The organism is Klebsiella sp. MPUS7 (genome assembly GCF_009905335.1).
Classification (GTDB): domain Bacteria; phylum Pseudomonadota; class Gammaproteobacteria; order Enterobacterales; family Enterobacteriaceae; genus Klebsiella; species Klebsiella grimontii.
Genome location: NZ_CP047604.1, coordinates 204,010 through 223,161, shown reverse-complemented (window position 1 = coordinate 223,161; position 19,152 = coordinate 204,010). Strand labels below are relative to the sequence as shown.

Here is a 19,152-nt window from a genome sequence, read left to right as displayed (position 1 = left end):
TGCGACTCCAAAAAGAGCCGAAACGGCAAGGTTGCTGTGTTTTTTTATGGGGTGCCCTATCCCTGTTTTGGGGATAATAACCCTGTATTAACTATTATCTTTATCTTTCAGCCGTCAAGTTGCCCGGCTGATTTTTATGACAAAAGGGAGAGGCAGATGCAACGTTGCGGATGGGTCAGTCAGGATCCTTTATACATTGAGTACCACGATAACGAGTGGGGCGTCGCTGAAAAGAATCCCCGCAAGCTGTTTGAGATGATTTGTCTTGAGGGCCAGCAGGCCGGACTGTCGTGGATCACCGTACTGAAAAAGCGTGAAAACTACCGCAGCGCCTTTCACCAGTTTGACCCGGTTCGCGTCGCGGCAATGGACGAAGAAGATGTTGAACGTCTGGTTCTCGATGCCGGTATTATTCGCCATCGCGGGAAAATTCAGGCCATCATCGGCAACGCCCGGGCCTTTCTGGCGATGGAGGAAAATGGCGAGCCTTTCGCAGATTTCGTCTGGTCATTCGTCGATAATCATCCCCAGGTGACGACCGCCGCCGCGCTGGCGGAGATCCCGACAACCACTCCGGCTTCTGACGCGCTGTCAAAAGCGCTGAAAAAACGGGGGTTTAAGTTTGTCGGTTCAACGATCTGCTACTCCTTTATGCAGGCCTGCGGTCTGGTCAACGACCACGTCACCGGCTGTTTCTGTCGCTCAGGAGGCCAGGATGATCCGCAACTGGGACGCTAACGAAACCGGCCCGCTGCTTGAACTGTGGCTGGAGAGTACGATCCACGCCCACCCGTTTATCGCCGAAAGCTACTGGCATGACAGTCTGGCGATAGTGCGCGACGTTTACCTGCCCTCCGCCCAAACCTGGGTATGGGAGCAGGACGGCGTGCTGAAGGGCTTTATCAGCGTGATGGAGTCTCGCTTCATCGGCGCGCTGTTCGTCGCGCCGGATGCCGCCAGGCAGGGTATCGGCAGCGCGCTGATTGGCGAAGTCAAAAAACACTACGGTTGGCTAACCCTTGAGGTGTACCAGAAAAACGTTCAGGCGGTGAATTTCTACCATGCGCAAGGCTTCCGCATTGAAGACTGCGCATGGCAGGATGAAACCCAGCATCCGACCTGGATTATGCATTGGTCGGCGGATCAAATGCCGTCAGCGTAAGCTCGGGACCGGTATATTTTTCCAGCCAGGCCAGCGCCGTATTTCCGGCGCAGCCGTTGCCCAGCCGCGATGTCGGAATATCGTTGGTCAGCACGTTCACCGCACCGTTTTTGCAGATCCCCGCCTGAGGGTCAAGGTCGGGCCATGCTCCTTCATGCAGGCAGATAACCCCAGGGCGGATACCGTCGGTCACTACCGCGCCAGCCAGCACCTGACCGCGTGAATTCCATACCCGTACCAGATCGCCATCGGCGATATTGCGCGCCTGCGCATCGCGCGGATGAAGGGTTAACGGTTCACGGCCCGCCACCGCGTAGCGCTCGCGCAGCGACGTATGGTTGAGCTGGCTGTGAAGGCGGTGCGCCGGATGCGCTGACAGCACCTGAAGCTGACCTTCCTGCGCATTGCCATGCCACTCGTCCGGCTCCAGCCACATCGGATGCGGCGGGCAATCCGGATAGGCATACCCGGCGATGGTCGGCGAGTGAATCTCAATTTTACCGCTGGCGGTTTTCAACGGGTTCGCCTGCGGATCGGCCCTGAAGGCGGCAAAGCGGGCAAAGCGTGCGTTTGCGGGCTCCTCCGGCATTTCTATCAGCTGATTATCCTGCCAGAACTGGGCGAACGGCGGCAGCGTAACCTGCTGCTGCGCCCCACGCTGGGCGGCAATCTGGTAAAACGTCTCCAGCCACTGCAGATCGTTTTTACCCTCGGTGAAGCGCTCCCGCCCGCCCGCTTCCCAGCGCTCGCTGAGGTCGGCAAAAACGGCGAAATCATCGCGCGCTTCATCGCGCGGCGCGATCACCTGCTTCATCGGCACCAGGTGCTGGTTGCTGTAATCCCCGGTCATGGTCATATCGTTGCGTTCAAACGAGGTCGTCGCGGGCAGGACGATATCGGCATGGCGCGCCGCCGCGGTCCAGAAGCATTCTGAAATCACAATAAGCTCCGGTTTTTGCCAGGCGCGGATCAGCCGGTTGGTATCCTGATGGTGGGTAAAGTTGGCGCCGCCCGCCCACCAGATAAAGCGAATATCCGGGAAGCTACGCTCCATCCCGTTATGTTGATAAGCGGCGCCGGGGTTCTCCAGCGCTTCAACGATGCGCGCGACCGGAATTTTCTCTACCGCGTCGGTACCGCCCGCCACGCTACCCTGCATTGAGCCCAGCACCGCCGCACGCCGCGTAGGGTTGCCGCCGTTGGCAAAGTGATAGGAAAGGCCAAACCCCCCGCCTTCGGTGCCGATCTGGCCGAGCATGGCCGCAAGGGTCACCAGCATCCAGTGTTTTTGTTCGCCAAACTGCTGGCGCTGCATGCCCCAGCCGGACATCAGCATGGTGGTGTTTTCGTGGAAAAGTTTTGCCAGTTCGCGAATTTTATCCGCGCTGACGCCGCAGATCGCCGCCGCCCATTCCGCCGTTTTTGCCGTTCCGTCGTTCTCGCCGGTCAGATAGCGGGCGAAAACGTCATAGCCGCTGGTGCAGCGGGCCAAAAATGGGCCATCCTGCCAGCCGTTTTCGACCAGCGTATGGGCGATACCGAGCATCAGGGCGACGTCAGTGCCCATATGCGGGGCGATCCACTCCGCCGCGTCGCCAAAGAATTCCGCCGTTTCCGATCGCATCGGATCGATGCAGATCACCCGTTTCCCGCTCTGGCGCAGACGGTCGAACCACGGAATACCCTGTTCGTCGGAAGCGTTCCAGGCGATTTTTAACGTATTTAAGGGGTTAGCGCTCCACAGCACCACCACATCGCTATGTTCCAACACCATTGGCCAGCTGGTCTGCTGCTGATAAACCTCATTACCGCCAACCACGTACGGCATGATCGCCTGGGCCGCGCCGGTGGAATAATCGCCCAGATGTCCGGTATAGCCGCCCGCCAGACTCATATAGCGCTGGAGCAGGGTCGCCGCTTTGTGCAGCACGCCGTTTGAGCGCCAGCCGTAGGAGCCCGCAAAAATCGACGCCGGGCCGTAGCTTTCGCGAATTCGGCGGTGCTGGGCGTGAATCAGATCCAGCGCCCGATCCCAGCTTACCCGCACAAACTCATCCTGCCCGCGCACGCCCTGCGGGCTTTCAGGCGAGGCGAGAAACCCCTTACGCACCATCGGGTACCGTACGCGGGTTTTGCTATGCACCTGATCGCGCACGGCGCTTTGCAGCGAGTTGGCGAAAGGGGTATCAAGCGCCCCCCGCGATGAGATGACGTTCTCGCCATCGGTTTCGACCAGCATGGGCCCCCAGTGGGCTGCGGTGAGGATAGTTTTGGTGGCGGATGAGGTTGGCAATGCGGGCTCCTGGTCAGCGATAGCAGGTGTGGTGACGGCACGTTATTCAGCCGTTCAATGTTATTTACAAATTGAGATGCTCTCTGCGGAATTTTCTCCGGTTTCGCGCGTCATAATCAACCGTCACGGTCGCTGTGGCAAAGAATAAAAAGGATTAAGGAAATAAGATGAAAAAACGCGTACTCATGATTGCGGCTGTCGTTAGCGGCGCACTGGCTATTTCTGGCTGTACCACCAACCCCTACACCGGGGAGCGCGAAGCGGGTAAATCCGGGATCGGCGCGGGCATTGGGTCGTTAGTCGGCGCAGGCGTAGGGGTGCTCTCTTCTTCCAAACATGACCGCGGCAAAGGCGCGCTGATCGGCGCGGCGGCCGGCGCGGCGCTGGGCGGCGGCATTGGTTACTATATGGACGTGCAGGAAGCGAAGCTGCGCGAGAAAATGCAGGGAACCGGCGTCAGCGTGACGCGAAACGGCGACAATATCGTGCTGAACATGCCAAACAATGTGACCTTCGATAGCAGCAGCGCCAACCTGAAACCGGCGGGCGCCAATACCCTGACCGGGGTAGCGATGGTGCTAAAAGAGTATGAGAAAACCGCCGTTAACGTGGTTGGCTACACCGACAGCACCGGCAGCCAGGATCTGAATATGCGTCTTTCTCAGCAGCGCGCGGAGAGCGTCGCCAGCGCGCTTATCACCCAGGGCGTAGCGGCTAACCGCATCCGCACTACCGGCATGGGTCCGGCGAATCCGATCGCCAGCAACAGCACCGCGGAAGGTAAAGCGCAGAACCGCCGCGTCGAAATTACCCTCAGCCCGCTGCAGTAATGCCCGCTTTGCCCGGTGAGTCGCCGGGCAAAATGCTTGATATAGCGAATTTTCGCGCTAAGGTGTGTGCAGATTTCAGCAAAGGAAGCCACCATGGCGAAAGCGGCGCGAGCAACCATTAGCGATGTGGCGAAAGCCGCACAGACCGGCAAAACCAGCATTTCACGCTATCTGAACGGCGAAAAGCATCTGCTTTCCGACGATCTGTTGGGGCGGATTGAAAAAGCCATTGCCGAGCTCGACTATCGTCCCAGCCTGATGGCCCGCGGCCTGAAGCATGGCCGCACCCGGCTGATTGGCCTGATCATCGCCGATATCACCAACCCCTACTCGGTCAACGTGCTCAGCGGCATTGAAGCCGCCTGTCGCGAAAAGGGTTTCACCCTGCTGGTATGTAATACCAACAACGAGCTGGACCAGGAGCTGCACTACCTCGATCTGCTGCGCAGCTACCAGGTGGAAGGGATCGTGGTCAACGCCGTCGGGATGCGCGAGGACGGCCTGAACCGCCTGCAGCAGTCGGCGCTGCCGATGGTGCTTATCGACCGCAAGATTCCGGAATTCGCCTGCGATGTCGTCGGCCTCGATAATACTCAGGCCGCCACTACCGCCACCGAACACCTGGTGGAAAAAGGTTTCGAAGCCCTGCTGTTCCTCAGCGAACCCCTCGGCTCGGTCAATACCCGCCGCGAGCGCCTGAGCGCCTTTCGCCAGACACTACAGCGCCACAGCGGTATCATCGCGGAAAACGCCGAAGTACCGTTGAATGATGGCGCGATGCTCGATAACGTCCTGCGCCATTTCCACTCCCACCATCGCGGCATGCGCAAGGCGGTGATTTCCGCCAACGGCGCGCTGACGCTGCAGGTGGCGCGCTCGCTTAAACGCGTTGGCCTGATTTGGGGCAGCGATATCGGCCTGCTGGGCTTCGATGAGCTGGAGTGGGCCGAACTGGCGGGCGTGGGGATCACCACCCTTAAACAGCCGACCTGGCAGATTGGCTTCGCCGCCGTCGAACAGGTAGTGCGCCGGATTGAAGGCAGCAACGACCCGGTCCGCGAACGGGTGTTTTCCGGCGAGCTGATCGTCAGAGGCTCCACCTCCCGCTAACGATCCTTCGTGATGGCGATCATAAATTAGACATCCTGGCCTTTGCTTTGGAACCGATACCATCTAGCGTAATAAACAACGCATCAGATTATCGTCGGGAGTATTGGAATGGCCAGAAAGATTATTGTCGTGACCGCCGCGTACGGGAATGACCATGTTAAAGCGCTGGGCGGGCAGTCCGCCGTACTGCCCTTTATCGCCGGTTCCGGCGCCGACGGCGTAGAGATCCGCCGGGAACTGTTCAGCGCGGATGAGCTGAACCGCCTGGCGGAGCTGGCCGCCGATATTGAGCGCCGCGGCCTGCTGGTTTGCTATTCCGCGCCGGAAGCCCTGTTTGCCGCAGACGGAGCGCTTAACCCCCATCTTTCCGATCTTTTACAGGAAGCGCAAACCCTTAACGCGCTGTGGCTAAAGCTCTCGCTGGGCCATTTTACCCACCACCATGGCCTGGAAACCCTGCGCGATATTTTGCGCGAGAGCGGCATGGCGCTGGTGGTGGAAAACGATCAAACCGACTGCGGCCAGCTGGCGCCGATGCAGCGCTTCAAAGCCGCCTGCCGGGTTAACCAGCTGCCGATCACTCTCACCTTTGATATGGGCAACTGGCTATGGGTCGGCGACTCGCCGGAAGAGGCCGCGCGCCACCTGGCCCCGGCCGTCAGCTATATTCATGTTAAGGCGGCAGAGCCGCACCATTCGCACTTTCGCGCCGTGCCGCCGGATGAAGCCTCCGGGCGCTGGCTGGCGCTGCTCGATAACCTGCCCGCCGATGCCCCGCGCGGGATTGAATTTCCGCTGACTGGCCATGACCTGACGGCCGTGACCCGCCGCTACGTCAACCTGCTGCGCGAGGATTAAGTTATGCAAAAAGCGTTAGATGTCATCACGATAGGCGAAGCCATGGCGATGTTTGTCGCCACCGAGACCGGCGAGCTGTCTGCTGTAGAGCACTTTATGAAGCGCGTCGCGGGCGCGGAGCTAAACGTGGCGACCGGACTGGCCCGCCTCGGCCTGAGCGTCGGCTGGGTAAGCCGCGTCGGCAAGGACAGCTTTGGCCGCTTCGTCCTCAACGCGCTGGCGAAAGAGGGAATCGACGCCCGCGGCGTGAGCATCGATGACCGCTACGCTACCGGCTTTCAGCTGAAATCTAAAGTCGAAAATGGAACCGATCCCATCGTGGAGTATTTCCGCAAAGGCTCCGCCGCCAGCCATCTTTCGCCGGAGGATTTTAATGAATCATACTTCGCCGGCGCCCGGCATCTGCACTTAAGCGGCGTGGCCGCCGCGCTGTCGGAAAGCTCATACGCCCTGCTGGAGCGCGCGGCGCACACGATGAAAGCGCAGGGAAAAACGATTTCGTTCGACCCCAACCTGCGGCCCACGCTGTGGAAAAGCGAAGCCGAGATGGTCGAGAAGCTTAACCAGCTGGCGTTTCAGGCCGACTGGGTTCTGCCGGGTTTAAAAGAGGGCATGATTCTGACCGGCCTACAAACGCCGGAAGCCATCGCCGACTTTTACCTCGGCCACGGCGTGCGTGCGGTCATCATTAAAACCGGTTCCGACGGCGCCTGGTATAAAACCGCCGACGGCGAACAGGGAGCCGTGGCGGCGATAAAAGTGGATAACGTCGTCGATACCGTCGGCGCGGGCGATGGTTTCGCCGTCGGCGTGATTAGCGCCCTGCTGGAAGGAAAACCGCTGCGGCAGGCGGTGAAACGCGGAAACAAAATCGGCTCACTGGCCATTCAGGTTCAGGGCGATAGCGAAGGATTACCCACGCGCGAGGCGCTGGGCGAGTAAGTCGATTCAGCACAACGTCAGGCCGTTCTGTACCCTACCAGCAGCGCGGCGTAACGGATCTTTTCTATGATGAGCGTCACCTCACTCACAGAGGCAAACCTATGAATAGTTCAACGAATGCAACAAAACGCTGGTGGTACATCATGCCTATCGTGTTTATCACGTATAGCCTGGCGTACCTCGACCGCGCTAACTTCAGCTTCGCTTCGGCGGCCGGAATTACTGAAGACCTGGGGATCACCAAAGGTATCTCCTCCCTGCTGGGGGCGCTGTTCTTCCTCGGCTACTTCTTCTTTCAGATCCCCGGCGCGATTTATGCCGAACGCCGCAGCGTACGTAAACTCATTTTCATCTGCCTGATCCTGTGGGGTGCCTGCGCCTCACTGACCGGGATGGTGCACAATATTCCCGCGCTGGCGGCGATCCGCTTTATCCTTGGCGTGGTCGAGGCCGCAGTCATGCCGGCGATGCTGATATACATCAGCAACTGGTTTACCAAATCCGAACGCTCGCGCGCCAATACCTTCCTGATCCTCGGCAACCCGGTGACGGTGCTGTGGATGTCGGTGGTCTCCGGCTACCTGATTCAGGCTTTCGGCTGGCGGGAGATGTTTATTATTGAAGGCGTTCCGGCGGTGATTTGGGCCTTCTGCTGGTGGGTGCTGGTAAAAGATAAACCGTCTCAGGTCAACTGGCTGGCGGAAAGCGAAAAGGCCGCATTGCAGGAGCAGCTGGAGCGCGAACAGCAGGGTATCAAACCGGTGCGCAACTACGGTGAGGCCTTCCGCTCGCGTAACGTGGTCCTGCTGTGCATGCAGTATTTCGCCTGGAGCATCGGGGTTTACGGTTTCGTGCTGTGGCTGCCGTCAATTATCCGCAGCGGCGGCGAGAATATGGGCATGGTCGAGGTCGGCTGGCTCTCATCCGTCCCCTACCTGGCGGCAACCATCGCCATGATCGTGGTCTCCTGGGCCTCCGATAAAATGCAGAACCGCAAGCTATTCGTCTGGCCGCTGCTGCTGATTGCCGCTTTCGCGTTTATTGGCTCCTGGGCCGTCGGCGCTAACCATTTCTGGGTCTCTTATACCCTGCTGGTCATTGCCGGCGCGGCGATGTACGCCCCCTACGGGCCGTTCTTCGCCATCATTCCCGAGATGCTGCCGCGTAACGTCGCCGGGGGCGCCATGGCGCTGATTAACAGCATGGGCGCGCTGGGTTCATTCTTTGGCTCATGGTTTGTCGGCTACCTGAACGGCACCACCGGCAGCCCGTCAGCCTCGTACATTTTTATGGGAGTGGCGCTTTTCGTCTCGGTATGGCTTACTTTGATTGTTAAGCCTGCTAATAATCAAAAACTTCCGCTCGGCGCACGTCACGCCTGAAACATTAACGCAACGGAGAACCGCATGAAGCCGTCAGTCATTCTCTACAAAACGCTTCCCGACGACCTGCAACAGCGTCTGGAACAACACTTTACCGTCACGCAGGTGAAAAACCTGCGTCCGGAGACCGTTTCACAGCACGCCGCCGCGTTTGCTGAGGCGGTAGGTCTGCTGGGTTCCAGCGAAAAAGTCGATACTGCGTTACTGGAGAAAATGCCCAAGCTTCGTGCAACTTCGACCATTTCCGTCGGCTACGATAATTTCGACGTCGATGCGCTGAATGCGCGTAAAGTGCTGCTGATGCACACCCCGACCGTACTGACCGAAACCGTCGCCGATACCGTTATGGCGCTGGTATTGAGCACCGCGCGTCGGGTGGTTGAAGTGGCTAACCGCGTGAAGGCCGGCGAGTGGACCAAAAGCATCGGTCCGGACTGGTTTGGCAACGATGTGCACCATAAAACCCTCGGCATCGTCGGTATGGGGCGTATCGGGATGGCGCTTGCCCAGCGCGCCCACGCGGGCTTCGGCATGCCCATTCTCTACAACGCCCGCCGCCAGCACCCGCAGGCGGAAGAGCGCTTTAACGCCCGCTACTGCGATCTCGATACCCTGCTGCAGGAAGCAGATTTTGTCTGTCTGATCCTGCCGCTGACCGAAGAGACTCATCACCTGTTCGGCAAAGCGCAGTTTGCCAAAATGAAGTCCTCCGCCATCTTTATTAACGCCGGGCGCGGCCCGGTGGTGGATGAGAAGGCGCTGATTGCGGCGCTGCAGGAAGGTGAAATTTATGCTGCCGGGCTGGACGTTTTTGAACAAGAGCCGCTGGCGAAAGACTCCCCGCTGCTGAGCATGCCGAACGTCGTCGCATTGCCGCATATTGGCTCGGCCACGCATGAGACTCGCTACAATATGGCGGCCTGCGCGGTGGATAATCTGATTGATGCCCTGAACGGCAGCGTTGAGAAGAACTGCGTGAACCCGCAGGTGAAATAAGAAAAGAAAACCCGGGCTAAGGTGAAGCCTTGCCCGGGTTGTCAGAACGGTTAACGAGTCGCGTTAACTGCTGCTGTCCACGCCTGATTAAAGGCCTGGTGCTGAGCGGCCAGCGGCCCAATCAGCGTATTATACTGACTGGCCTGCTGCGAAGTCGGGAACTGAATACCGTTCGCCACGAAGCTGACCTGAGTCTCCTGCTGCGCGATAAAATCACCCACCTGCACCAGCTGCTGGGTAAATACCTGCGCTGCCGGGATTAACGGCTGTAGCGCATTCGCCGGGGCCGTCACGACTTTATTATAGACCTGGTCGAAGACCGGCTTGAGATCGTCACCCTGTTTCAGCGCGCCGTGGGCGGCATCCGCCTGTATTTTTGCGTTCTCCAGTTGCTGGCTCAGTACGCCCAAAGCGCCGTTTGCCTGACGCAGCGGTTCGCGCTGGGTAACATAATCCTGCGGTACGCGAATCGCGTTCACGCTATCAACCACCGGACGCAAACCCGCATCCATCGCCTGGCTCACCTGCTGTGAATAACCGTAAATCACCGCGTAATCGGAAACGAAAGGCCCAAACTGTTTTTTCTGATCGGCGGTCAGCGTCGGCAGACGTTCGCCGCTACGCATTGCCGTATTTTGCAGGAAGTCGATGAACGCTTTGCGCTGATCGCCTTCTTTATCAAAACACCCACTCAGGCTAACCACCATTAACAGGGCTGCAATAGCCGCAAACCAGCGAGAGCAGGACTTTCCTGTCGCCATTTTTTTACTCCTTTCAGCCAAAAAAAGCGCAAACAGACACACACGTGTCAGACGCTGACAAGGATAGTCCAGGTCGGCCTTGCAGGATACCTTTTCCTGATAATCTTCCGCCTTTAAAACCGGGTTTTCGACGTTTTAGCGCGCGGCGGTACCCTCTGTTAAGTTCATCACAATTACCACCATCGTTCAGCGCGCAGCGGGTTTATCTAATAAGCTGATTTTACTACGATTACTTTAATCTTACTCCCGAACTGCCCGTAAAGCGGACGATAATCGCACGCTTCCCTTTTCCCCCACATTGCCTGAACCGCCGTTCGATGATTTTATTAAATGAGCGATTAACGGCTCTTTGTTCGATAATCGCACAAACAACATCAACGATCGCGAGGGTGATAACAATAATCTATCTCTGTCCCCCGCACTGCCTGCCAGGAATGCCGCATGAAGAAAACAACCATCGATATTCAGGCTTTTATCAATGAACATCCCTTCACGAAATACCAGTGGATGATTCTGGCCTTATGTTTTATCACCGTCGCGATGGACGGATTCGATACCGCGATAATCGGCTTTATCGCCTCTGACCTGGTGCAGGAATGGGGCGTCGAAAAATCGGCGTTAGGCCCGGTGATGAGCGCCGCCTTAGTCGGGCTCGCGGTCGGCGCGCTGACCGCCGGACCGCTCGCCGACCGCGTTGGGCGGAAAAAAGTTCTGATTATGTCCATCGTGGTTTTCGGCGGCTTCAGCCTGCTGACCGCCTTTGCTACCAGCCTTAACCAGCTGACGCTGCTGCGTTTTCTCACCGGCCTTGGGCTGGGCGCCGCCATGCCGAACGCCGCGACGCTGATGAGCGAATATGCCCCTGAGCGGCGTAGGGCGCTGATGGTTAACCTGATGTTCGTCGGCTTTCCGATGGGCTCCTCGCTGGGCGGCTTCCTCTCCGCCTGGATGATCCCCCACTACGGCTGGCAAAGCGTACTGGTGCTTGGCGGCGTGATGCCGCTGCTGCTGGCGGTAGTGCTGATCTTTCTTCTGCCGGAATCCGCGCGCTATATGGTGGTCAAACGCCAGCCTGCCCAGCGTATCGCCGCGATTCTGCGCCGTATCGCGCCGGTTCCCGAGCAGGCTGAATTTGAGCTACGCGAAGCGGGCCAGATACAAGAGAAATCATCCATCGGCGTGATTTTCTCTCCGCGCTACGCCGTCGGCACCGTCATGCTCTGCCTGACCTACTTTATGGGCCTGCTGATCTTCTATTTGCTGACCAGCTGGCTGCCGCTGCTGATACGCGAAACCGGCGCGACGATGAGCCAGGCCTCCATTATCACCGCGCTGTTCCCGCTGGGCGGCGGTATTGGCGTGCTCATCCTCGGCGCGCTGATGGATAAGCTCAACCCAAACAAAGTGGTTGCCGTGGGCTGGCTGTTGACCGGAGTATTCGTTTGCCTGGTTGGTTTCTCAACCCATAACCTGCTGCTGATGGGAATAATGGTCTTTATCGCCGGCAGCATTATGAACGGCGCGCAATCATCAATGCCTGCGCTGGCCGCCGGTTTCTACCCCACCCAGGGACGCGCGACCGGCGTGGCCTGGATGTTAGGGATTGGCCGCTTTGGCGGTATCCTCGGCGCCTTTAGCGGCGCATTCCTGATGCAGGCCCAGCTCTCTTTCGAAACGATTTTCTCTTTGCTGGCTATCCCGGCCTTCCTGTCGGCCATCGCGCTGCTGGTCAAATATAAGCTGGGCCAGCGGCAACCCGCGGCTTCGCAAGGCGATGTGAAGAAGCTGCAAAAGGCGTAATACACCGGCCAGCGGGCGCGCGCTGGCCTTTTCCGCTTTTCTTCTTATCTGTTTACAATAATTTGCTTAACGGCTCTGTCTATTACTTTTCAGCACGTTATACCGCCTGAAACGGACGTAAAGAACCCCAGGTCATAAATAATTACCACGGTAATCATTCCTCACTTTTTTTTTCCGACTATTCTTAAGAGGCTCTACACAATTCACCCTCCGCCGTATGAAAGAGAGGAGTTCTCAATGGAATATAAAGATCCTGCATTTGAACTGCTGAGCAACCTTGAACAAATTATTTTTAAAGATCAGGCCCAGGCGGCCTCGCTGACGCGTAAGCCCGCCGCAAGCATTGAATTTGACCAGCTACGCAAAGGTACCGGGCTGAAGATAGATGATTTTGCCAGCGCCATGGGCGTCAGTGTAGCAATGGTACAAGAGTGGGAATCGAGACGCGTGAAGCCCTCTCCCACAGAGCTTAAGCTGATGCGCCTGATACAGGCGAATCCGCAGCTTTCAAGACAGCTTATCGACTCATAATTTTAGCGTTTATTGGTTTCGGCTAACGGTCCTGATAAAGGACCGTTTTCATGCCAACGAAAAAAAAAGTTTGCTATCACAACGTGAACATGCGTTAATGCTCGCAGGTTTGATGTAAAGACCACAGAGCATTCGAATAGAGCAGTCCTTCAAAGGTTATCCGTTGATACCCCGGTAGTGAACTTTCCCTTTATCGCTTCAAATCTGTAGTCCAGACCGTAACGCCGAAAGGCTCATTTATTTTTTTTAAAGGTAATTCACTATGTCCGGTAAAATGACTGGTATCGTAAAATGGTTCAACGCTGACAAAGGCTTCGGCTTCATCACTCCTGACGATGGTTCTAAAGACGTGTTCGTACACTTCTCTGCTATCCAGAACGAAGGCTACAAATCTCTGGACGAAGGTCAGAAAGTTTCCTTCACCATCGAAAGCGGCGCTAAAGGCCCGGCAGCTGGCAACGTAACCAGCCTGTAAGCTTAAAAAGCTCAAAATTCTTAAGTCCCTGCCAAACGGCGGGGATTTTTTTATTTGTGCGACAAGAAACCGCCATCCCACGGATGGCGGTTTTGCATTTATCGCCGCTCAAAGCGCCATCCGTCTTCCCGCCATTCCAGACAGTGGGTCAGCTTCAGCGCCTGTAAAAAGGCGTCATCATGCGACACCACCAGCATCGCGCCGGGAAATTGCGCCAGCGCTGTTTCAATTGCCTGCGTGGACGCCAGGTCGAGATGATTGGTGGGCTCATCCAGCAGCAGTAGCTGCGTGGCTTCCCGCCGCCAGAGCACGCAGGCCAGCGCCGCCTTCAGGCGTTCTCCTCCGCTAAGGGCCGATAGCGGCAGATGGACTTTGTCCGCCCCCAGCTGTAGCTGCGCCAGTTGGCTGCGCAGCACGGCCTCTTCCAAAGGCGTATCGCCGAGATTCAGGTGCGCCATTGCGGATAATGACAGATCAAGCTGGGTCAGATGCTGGTCCAGATACGCCGCGTTTACCGATAAGCGGCAGCGTCCTGAAAGCGGCGGCTCCAGGCCCAGCAGCGTTTTAAGCAACGTCGTCTTACCGCAGCCGTTGGGACCCCGTAGCGCCACGCGCATCGGCCCATCCATGCGCCAGTCCAGCGGCGCCATAGGCGCATACGCCAGCCGCAACGCTTCCAGCTCCAGCACCTGTTTTCCCGCAGCGACCTGGCTACCGGGCAGAGTAAACATCACCGGATTGTCCTCTTCTACCCGCTCACGCGCCTGAACCACCGCATCATTTAGCGCGCTACGTTGTTCACGATGCTGGCGCTTAAGGGTTCCGGGGCGCTCTTTTGCCGCGCCTTTGTAAGCTACCCGCTCGAATGAAGCGATATTTAGCGTGTCGATAGTACGCAACGTCTGCGCGGAGCGCCGCAGACAGGCATCGTGCTCTTTGTGCATCCTTGCGCGAGTACGCCGCCGTTCAATGACGGCATGCTCCAGCGCGGCGCGAGCCGCCTGCTGCTCCAGCTCACGCTGCTGCTGATAATCCGCATAATTGCCGCCGTAGCTACGCAAAGCTGCAGGCGTCAGCTCGAGGATGCGCGGCATCTGGGCCAGCAGCTCACGGTCATGGCTGGCGATCAGCGCGCCACCGCGCCATTGCTCAAGCTGCTGATAGAACCACGCCCGGCCTTGTCGGTCGAGATGGTTGGTGGGTTCATCAAGCAGGAGAAAATCCGCACCGGACAAAAATGCCGCGCAGAGCTGCGCCTTCACTCTTTCGCCGCCGCTCAGCGAAGAGGCGGGCCGTGCGGGAGAAAATTCCCCTAAGCCAGCGGCCAGGAAGCCTGCATTCAAACGATCCGGAAGATCCCAAAGGCCATCAAGACGTTCGAGATCGTCAACTCGCCCTTCGCCTCGTTCAAGACGCGCCAGAGCAGAAAAAACGAATTCGAAGCTTAGCCATTCCGCCAGCGTCGTATCAGGAGTCAAAGCATGCTGCTGAGCAACGTAGCTTACCGAAACCATACGTTCGATATGGCCGCTCGACGGCGAGTCCAGGCCCGCCAGCAAACGCAACAGCCGGGTTTTACCGACGCCATTGCGCCCGACAAGCCCGCAGAGGGAGCCTTCCAGCGATAAATTCAGCGGACCAAAAAGCGAATCTCCCGTCGCAAACTGACAGGTGACCTGATGCAAAAGAAAAGAGGGGGATTGGGCACAATGAGCCATAAGCACTCCTGAATGAAATCAATACTTCCCCTGCTCGCCAATAGCGCGAAGCAAGGCATGAGATTCATCAGTCGTGTTTGTTCATTTGGCGCGTGCTCTCCGGTAAGACGAGGAATTCGTCGGGGCATAGGATAGCCACACACCGGTGCAAATTTCAAGCCTGTTTTTTCAACATTCCATAAAAGCGAAAAAAAAGCCTCCTGATATCAGGAGGCAAAATATTTATTTGATGAAAAACGAAAGGGTGCATTGAAAATGCCTAACGCCGTAAGTCTGGCGGGAATCGCTCCCCGCCAGATGCTCTTACCGTTTAATTTCACAGGCTAAGAATGCCACCAGCTCGATATTCCCCTGTCTGACCTGTAATTCACACAGTGAATCACGAACCATCCCGGTGAATAATAAAATAGTGAAGCAAATCACCATTAAGCCAAACAACAGATACTTTTGCGGCATTCCTCGCCTCCGGTGTTGATTTCCAACAGGTAAGAGGCTACTCTTATGGTGTTCATGCATAGGGAAGCCTCACTTTGATTTATCATCAGGTGGGGCTTTTCTCTGTCTGTCTCCCGCTAAACGCCTGAGACAAACAGTCTCAAGCACCCGCCAGCATTCTACCGTAAATATCTGACCAGACTACGTTGGCATATTCCTAAAATATTTTTCCTGAAGCTATATATTGATCTAAAATATTACTTAGAGAATTATTAATGGTTCGCTTATTTATAGTTTACGCATAAAAAAACCTGCTCTGAGGCAGGTTTTTTTTATTATTAGCGATACGCTTACTGCAACAGGGAAATATCCGCTACCTGCAGGAACAGATCGCGCAATTTGGACAATAGCGTCAAACGGTTCACGCGCACGTTCTGGTCTTCGGCGTTGACCATCACGTTCTCGAAGAATTCATCAACCGGCTCGCGCAGGGACGCCAGCTCGATCAGCGCATCCTGGTAACGCCCTTCGGCGAAGTACGGCTGCAGCTTATCGCGCAGCACGACTAAATTGCCTGCCAGTTTGATTTCAGCCGCTTCTTTCAATACGGAGGCGTGAACGATATCGTTCAGCGTAACGTCCGATTTCGCCAGAATATTGGAAACGCGCTTGTTCGCCGCCGCCAGCGCGGAGGACTCTTCGAGGGTACGGAAGTGCGAAACTGCCTTCATGCGCGCATCGAAGTCTGCCGGACGGGTCGGACGACGCGCCAGTACCGCCTGAATGGTATCGACGGTGTAGCCTTCGTCCTGATACCAGGCGCGGAAGCGTCCCAGCATGAAGTCGATAACATCATCGACTACGTTGCCGTTCGTCAGCTTATCGCCGTACAGGCGCACCGCTTCTTCGGTGAGAGTCTGCAGATCCAGATTGAGGTTCTTCTCAACAATGATGCGCAGCACGCCCAGCGCGGCGCGGCGCAGCGCGAACGGGTCTTTGTCGCCTTTAGGGTGCTGACCAATCCCGAAGATACCCGCCAGAGTATCCATCTTGTCGGCAATCGCCAGCGCGCAGGCTACCGGATTTGACGGCAGGGCGTCACCGGCAAAGCGCGGCTGATACTGCTCATTCAGGGCAACCGCCACATCTTCCGCTTCGCCATCATGGCGCGCGTAGTGCATCCCCATCACGCCCTGAGTATCGGTGAATTCGAAGACCATGTTGGTCATCAGATCGCACTTGGACAGCAGGCCCGCGCGGGTTGCGTGGTTAACGTCTGCGCCAATCTGCCCGGCGATCCAGCCGGCCAGCGCCTGAATGCGATCGGTCTTGTCGCGCAGCGTACCCAGCTGCTGCTGGAACAGCACGGTTTGCAGACGCGGCAGATTATCTTCAAGACGTTTTTTACGGTCGGTATTGAAGAAGAACTCAGCATCCGCCAGACGCGGACGCACGACTTTCTCGTTACCGGAAATAATCTGGGTCGGATCTTTCGACTCGATGTTGGCCACGAAGATAAAGTTCGGCAGCAGCTTGCCCGCGTTGTCGTAAACCGGGAAGTACTTCTGGTCGCCCTTCATGGTGTAAACCAGCGCTTCGGCAGGTACCGCAAGGAATTTCTCTTCGAACTTCGCGGTCAACACCACCGGCCATTCCACCAGGGAAGTGACTTCTTCCAGCAGGCTTTCGCTCAGATCGGCGTTGCCGCCAATTTTGCGCGCCGCTTCTTCGGCATCGGCTTTGATTTTGGCTTTACGCTCAGCGTAATCCGCAATTACTTTACCGCGCTCACGCAGGATTTCTGGGTATTGATCGGCAGAATCGATGGTGAATTCCGCTTCGCCCATAAAGCGATGACCGCGAATAATCCGGTCGGACTGTACGCCCAGAATCGTTGCCGGGATCACTTTGTCGCCCAGCAGCAGGGTCACGGTGTGAACCGGGCGCACGAAGTGCACGTCAGACGCGCCCCAGCGCATCAGTTTCGGGATCGGCAGCTTCGCCAGCGAGGTGGCGATCATGTTCGGCAGCAGCGCTTCGGTGCTCTCGCCTTTCACGTGGGCACGATACAGCAGCCATTCGCCTTTATCGGTCGCCAGACGTTCAGCCTGATCGACGGTAATACCGCAGCCGCGCGCCCAGCCTTCAGCCGCTTTGCTCGGTTTCCCTTCGGCGTCAAACGCCTGGGCAATCGCCGGGCCGCGTTTTTCGACTTCACGGTCTGCTTGCGCAGCCGCCAGATTCGCCACTTTCAGCGCCAGACGGCGCGGCGCGGCGAACCATTCAACTTTACCGTGCGCGAGGCCGGCGTTATCCAGCTCCGCGGTCACGTTCGCAGCGAAGGATTCAGCCAGGCTGCGCAGGGCTTTTGGTGGCAGCTCTTCAGTGCCGATTTCCACCAGGAAAGTTTTCTCAGACATGGCCGCCTCTTATTTATTCTTGTTGCACATCGGGAAGCCAAGGGCTTCACGGGAAGCATAGTAAGCTTCAGCCACTGCTTTGGTCAGGGTGCGAATGCGCAGAATATAGCGCTGACGCTCGGTGACGGAGATGGCTTTACGCGCGTCCAGCAGGTTAAAGCTATGGGCGGCTTTCAGAATGCGTTCGTAAGCAGGCAGCGGCAGCGGGTTTTCCAGCGCCAGCAGCTGCTGGGCTTCTTTCTCATACTGCTCGAAGCAGGAGAACAGGAAGTCCACGTCGGCGTATTCGAAGTTGTAGGTGGATTGCTCCACTTCGTTCTGATGGAACACGTCGCCGTAGGTAGTTTTACCCAGCGGGCCATCGCTCCAGACCAGATCGTAAACGCTGTCGACACCCTGGATATACATCGCCAGGCGCTCCAGACCGTAGGTGATCTCGCCGGTTACCGGCTTACACTCCAGGCCGCCAACCTGCTGGAAGTAGGTGAACTGCGTGACTTCCATACCGTTCAGCCACACTTCCCAACCCAGACCCCAGGCGCCCAGCGTCGGGTTTTCCCAGTTGTCTTCGACGAAGCGAATGTCGTGGATGGTCGGATCCATACCCAGCTCTTTCAGAGACCCAAGGTACAGCTCCTGGATATTATCCGGAGAGGGTTTTATCACCACCTGGAACTGATAGTAGTGCTGTAAACGGTTCGGGTTTTCACCGTAGCGACCATCGGTCGGACGGCGGGAAGGCTGCACGTAGGCGGTTGCCATCGGCTCTGGGCCCAATGCGCGTAAGCAGGTCATTGGGTGAGAAGTGCCTGCGCCGACTTCCATGTCCAGTGGTTGAACAATGGTGCAGCCCTGGCGAGCCCAGTAATCCTGTAAGGTCAGGATCAGGCCCTGGAAGGTCCTGGTATCAAACTTTTGCATATGATTTCGTGCTGGATACGTGTGGATTTAAAGGAAGGAGCCAGTATACCCGCTGGCTGCGAGATATACAGTATGAAACGGGATTGTTTAGGGAAAATTGCGGAAATAAGCGCCACCGCGGGCGCATTTAGCGCATGGAAAGATGCAAAAACTGCCCCTCCGGATCAAAAGAACAGATAAAGCGTTCATTCCGCGCAGTCTTGCCCGAAAGCTCGTAGCTCCCCCGGAATTGCTCGAAATGGCTGACGTCAATCTGACGCGCGCCTGTACTGTAACGTACGGCGGCATTATCCTTGCACAACTGCGCCATATTGAGGGTCGCCTGCGGCGTTATCCGCGCTTTTTGCGCCTTCTGCGCTGGCTGAGGCGGCGGTGCGCTACAGCCCGCAAGCATGCACAGCAGCAGTCCAGAAAACGCATATTTCATCACCATTTTTTCTCGACCGCCTTGTTAGTAAATTGTTATCGTGCAGGTTACGTTAAATAACCGGCTCATTGTGCGAATTGGACCACACCTC

18 protein-coding genes are annotated in these 19,152 nt (G+C 57.0%); 11 read left to right on the top strand and 7 right to left on the bottom strand.

From position 1 onward, the window contains the following. Positions 1-156: 156 nt before the first annotated feature. Complete coding sequence (gene tag / locus GUC22_RS01060) at positions 157-738, top strand: DNA-3-methyladenine glycosylase I (RefSeq protein WP_004137820.1); 582 nt, start codon at positions 157-159, stop codon at positions 736-738. Then, positions 716-1,162, top strand: coding sequence for an N-acetyltransferase (locus tag GUC22_RS01055; RefSeq protein ID WP_004137819.1), 447 nt, complete (start codon positions 716-718; stop codon positions 1,160-1,162). The genes tag and GUC22_RS01055 overlap by 23 nt, the downstream gene beginning before the upstream one ends. Here GUC22_RS01055 and GUC22_RS01050 read toward each other — a convergent pair. Beyond that, positions 1,125-3,455, bottom strand: a complete 2,331-nt coding sequence (locus GUC22_RS01050) for a molybdopterin guanine dinucleotide-containing S/N-oxide reductase (RefSeq protein ID WP_098066202.1) — start codon at positions 3,453-3,455, stop codon at positions 1,125-1,127. The two genes, GUC22_RS01055 and GUC22_RS01050, sit on opposite strands and share 38 nt — an antisense overlap. Positions 3,456-3,622: 167 nt before the next feature. Here GUC22_RS01050 and GUC22_RS01045 point away from each other — a divergent pair, with 167 nt between their 5' ends. The 6 genes from GUC22_RS01045 (at position 3,623) to ghrB (ending at position 9,573) form a co-directional block, all read left to right on the top strand. Next, a complete protein-coding gene (locus GUC22_RS01045) occupies positions 3,623-4,285 on the top strand; it encodes an OmpA family lipoprotein (protein ID WP_004126414.1) in 663 nt (220 codons plus the stop codon). A 93-nt stretch (positions 4,286-4,378) separates the two neighbouring features. Continuing rightward, positions 4,379-5,395: a LacI family DNA-binding transcriptional regulator gene (locus GUC22_RS01040; RefSeq protein ID WP_004137817.1), complete on the top strand. Its 1,017-nt coding sequence runs from the start codon at positions 4,379-4,381 to the stop codon at positions 5,393-5,395. Between the two features lie 108 nt (positions 5,396-5,503). After that, positions 5,504-6,253 carry a sugar phosphate isomerase/epimerase family protein gene (locus tag GUC22_RS01035; protein WP_004137816.1) on the top strand — a complete coding sequence of 250 codons (750 nt, stop codon included), beginning with the start codon at positions 5,504-5,506 and terminating at the stop codon, positions 6,251-6,253. 3 nt (positions 6,254-6,256) lie between these two features. After that, positions 6,257-7,195 carry a sugar kinase gene (locus tag GUC22_RS01030; protein ID WP_024359755.1) on the top strand — a complete coding sequence of 313 codons (939 nt, stop codon included), beginning with the start codon at positions 6,257-6,259 and terminating at the stop codon, positions 7,193-7,195. Positions 7,196-7,296: 101 nt separating this feature from the next. Next, positions 7,297-8,577 carry an MFS transporter gene (locus GUC22_RS01025; protein ID WP_004126424.1) on the top strand — a complete coding sequence of 427 codons (1,281 nt, stop codon included), beginning with the start codon at positions 7,297-7,299 and terminating at the stop codon, positions 8,575-8,577. Positions 8,578-8,601: 24 nt separating this feature from the next. After that, positions 8,602-9,573, top strand: coding sequence for a glyoxylate/hydroxypyruvate reductase GhrB (gene ghrB, locus GUC22_RS01020; protein WP_004137815.1), 972 nt, complete (start codon positions 8,602-8,604; stop codon positions 9,571-9,573). 50 nt (positions 9,574-9,623) lie between these two features. On the opposite strand, the gene GUC22_RS01015 is transcribed toward ghrB, so the two are convergent. Beyond that, positions 9,624-10,334 (bottom strand): DUF3053 domain-containing protein, encoded by a 711-nt coding sequence (locus GUC22_RS01015; protein WP_004126443.1) that lies wholly within the window; start codon positions 10,332-10,334, stop codon positions 9,624-9,626. A gap of 441 nt (positions 10,335-10,775) precedes the next feature. On the opposite strand from GUC22_RS01015, the gene GUC22_RS01010 reads away from it, so the two are divergent. The 3 genes from GUC22_RS01010 (at position 10,776) to cspA (ending at position 13,140) form a co-directional block, all read left to right on the top strand. Next, positions 10,776-12,134 carry an MFS transporter gene (locus GUC22_RS01010; protein ID WP_049130421.1) on the top strand — a complete coding sequence of 453 codons (1,359 nt, stop codon included), beginning with the start codon at positions 10,776-10,778 and terminating at the stop codon, positions 12,132-12,134. 237 nt (positions 12,135-12,371) lie between these two features. Continuing rightward, positions 12,372-12,665 (top strand): HTH-type transcriptional regulator, encoded by a 294-nt coding sequence (locus GUC22_RS01005; protein WP_004126445.1) that lies wholly within the window; start codon positions 12,372-12,374, stop codon positions 12,663-12,665. Positions 12,666-12,927: 262 nt separating this feature from the next. Then, entirely contained in the window at positions 12,928-13,140 is a 213-nt protein-coding gene (cspA, locus tag GUC22_RS01000) for an RNA chaperone/antiterminator CspA (protein ID WP_004126446.1), read from the top strand. Positions 13,141-13,238: 98 nt separating this feature from the next. Here the strand turns inward: cspA and GUC22_RS00995 are convergent, their stop codons facing one another. The 5 genes from GUC22_RS00995 to GUC22_RS00975 all read right to left on the bottom strand — a co-directional run bounded on the left by GUC22_RS00995 (position 13,239) and on the right by GUC22_RS00975 (position 19,067). Next, entirely contained in the window at positions 13,239-14,858 is a 1,620-nt protein-coding gene (locus GUC22_RS00995) for an ATP-binding cassette domain-containing protein (RefSeq protein WP_049130419.1), read from the bottom strand. A 303-nt stretch (positions 14,859-15,161) separates the two neighbouring features. Further along, complete coding sequence (hokA, locus tag GUC22_RS00990) at positions 15,162-15,314, bottom strand: type I toxin-antitoxin system toxin HokA (protein WP_116944352.1); 153 nt, start codon at positions 15,312-15,314, stop codon at positions 15,162-15,164. 329 nt (positions 15,315-15,643) lie between these two features. Further along, entirely contained in the window at positions 15,644-17,713 is a 2,070-nt protein-coding gene (glyS, locus tag GUC22_RS00985) for a glycine--tRNA ligase subunit beta (protein ID WP_024359752.1), read from the bottom strand. 9 nt (positions 17,714-17,722) lie between these two features. Beyond that, positions 17,723-18,634: a glycine--tRNA ligase subunit alpha gene (gene glyQ, locus GUC22_RS00980; RefSeq protein WP_004126458.1), complete on the bottom strand. Its 912-nt coding sequence runs from the start codon at positions 18,632-18,634 to the stop codon at positions 17,723-17,725. A gap of 127 nt (positions 18,635-18,761) precedes the next feature. Next, a complete protein-coding gene (locus tag GUC22_RS00975) occupies positions 18,762-19,067 on the bottom strand; it encodes a YsaB family lipoprotein (RefSeq protein WP_032711095.1) in 306 nt (101 codons plus the stop codon). Positions 19,068-19,152 lie beyond the last annotated feature (85 nt).

Coding starts and splice junctions, on each gene's coding strand:
- tag (WP_004137820.1), top strand. CDS start 157: ATGCAACGTTGCGGATGGGTCAGTCAGGATCCTTTATACATTGAGTAC.
- GUC22_RS01055 (WP_004137819.1), top strand. CDS start 716: ATGATCCGCAACTGGGACGCTAACGAAACCGGCCCGCTGCTTGAACTG.
- GUC22_RS01045 (WP_004126414.1), top strand. CDS start 3,623: ATGAAAAAACGCGTACTCATGATTGCGGCTGTCGTTAGCGGCGCACTG.
- GUC22_RS01040 (WP_004137817.1), top strand. CDS start 4,379: ATGGCGAAAGCGGCGCGAGCAACCATTAGCGATGTGGCGAAAGCCGCA.
- GUC22_RS01035 (WP_004137816.1), top strand. CDS start 5,504: ATGGCCAGAAAGATTATTGTCGTGACCGCCGCGTACGGGAATGACCAT.
- GUC22_RS01030 (WP_024359755.1), top strand. CDS start 6,257: ATGCAAAAAGCGTTAGATGTCATCACGATAGGCGAAGCCATGGCGATG.
- GUC22_RS01025 (WP_004126424.1), top strand. CDS start 7,297: ATGAATAGTTCAACGAATGCAACAAAACGCTGGTGGTACATCATGCCT.
- ghrB (WP_004137815.1), top strand. CDS start 8,602: ATGAAGCCGTCAGTCATTCTCTACAAAACGCTTCCCGACGACCTGCAA.
- GUC22_RS01015 (WP_004126443.1), bottom strand. CDS start 10,334: ATGGCGACAGGAAAGTCCTGCTCTCGCTGGTTTGCGGCTATTGCAGCC.
- GUC22_RS01010 (WP_049130421.1), top strand. CDS start 10,776: ATGAAGAAAACAACCATCGATATTCAGGCTTTTATCAATGAACATCCC.
- GUC22_RS01005 (WP_004126445.1), top strand. CDS start 12,372: ATGGAATATAAAGATCCTGCATTTGAACTGCTGAGCAACCTTGAACAA.
- cspA (WP_004126446.1), top strand. CDS start 12,928: ATGTCCGGTAAAATGACTGGTATCGTAAAATGGTTCAACGCTGACAAA.
- GUC22_RS00995 (WP_049130419.1), bottom strand. CDS start 14,858: ATGGCTCATTGTGCCCAATCCCCCTCTTTTCTTTTGCATCAGGTCACC.
- hokA (WP_116944352.1), bottom strand. CDS start 15,314: ATGCCGCAAAAGTATCTGTTGTTTGGCTTAATGGTGATTTGCTTCACT.
- glyS (WP_024359752.1), bottom strand. CDS start 17,713: ATGTCTGAGAAAACTTTCCTGGTGGAAATCGGCACTGAAGAGCTGCCA.
- glyQ (WP_004126458.1), bottom strand. CDS start 18,634: ATGCAAAAGTTTGATACCAGGACCTTCCAGGGCCTGATCCTGACCTTA.
- GUC22_RS00975 (WP_032711095.1), bottom strand. CDS start 19,067: ATGGTGATGAAATATGCGTTTTCTGGACTGCTGCTGTGCATGCTTGCG.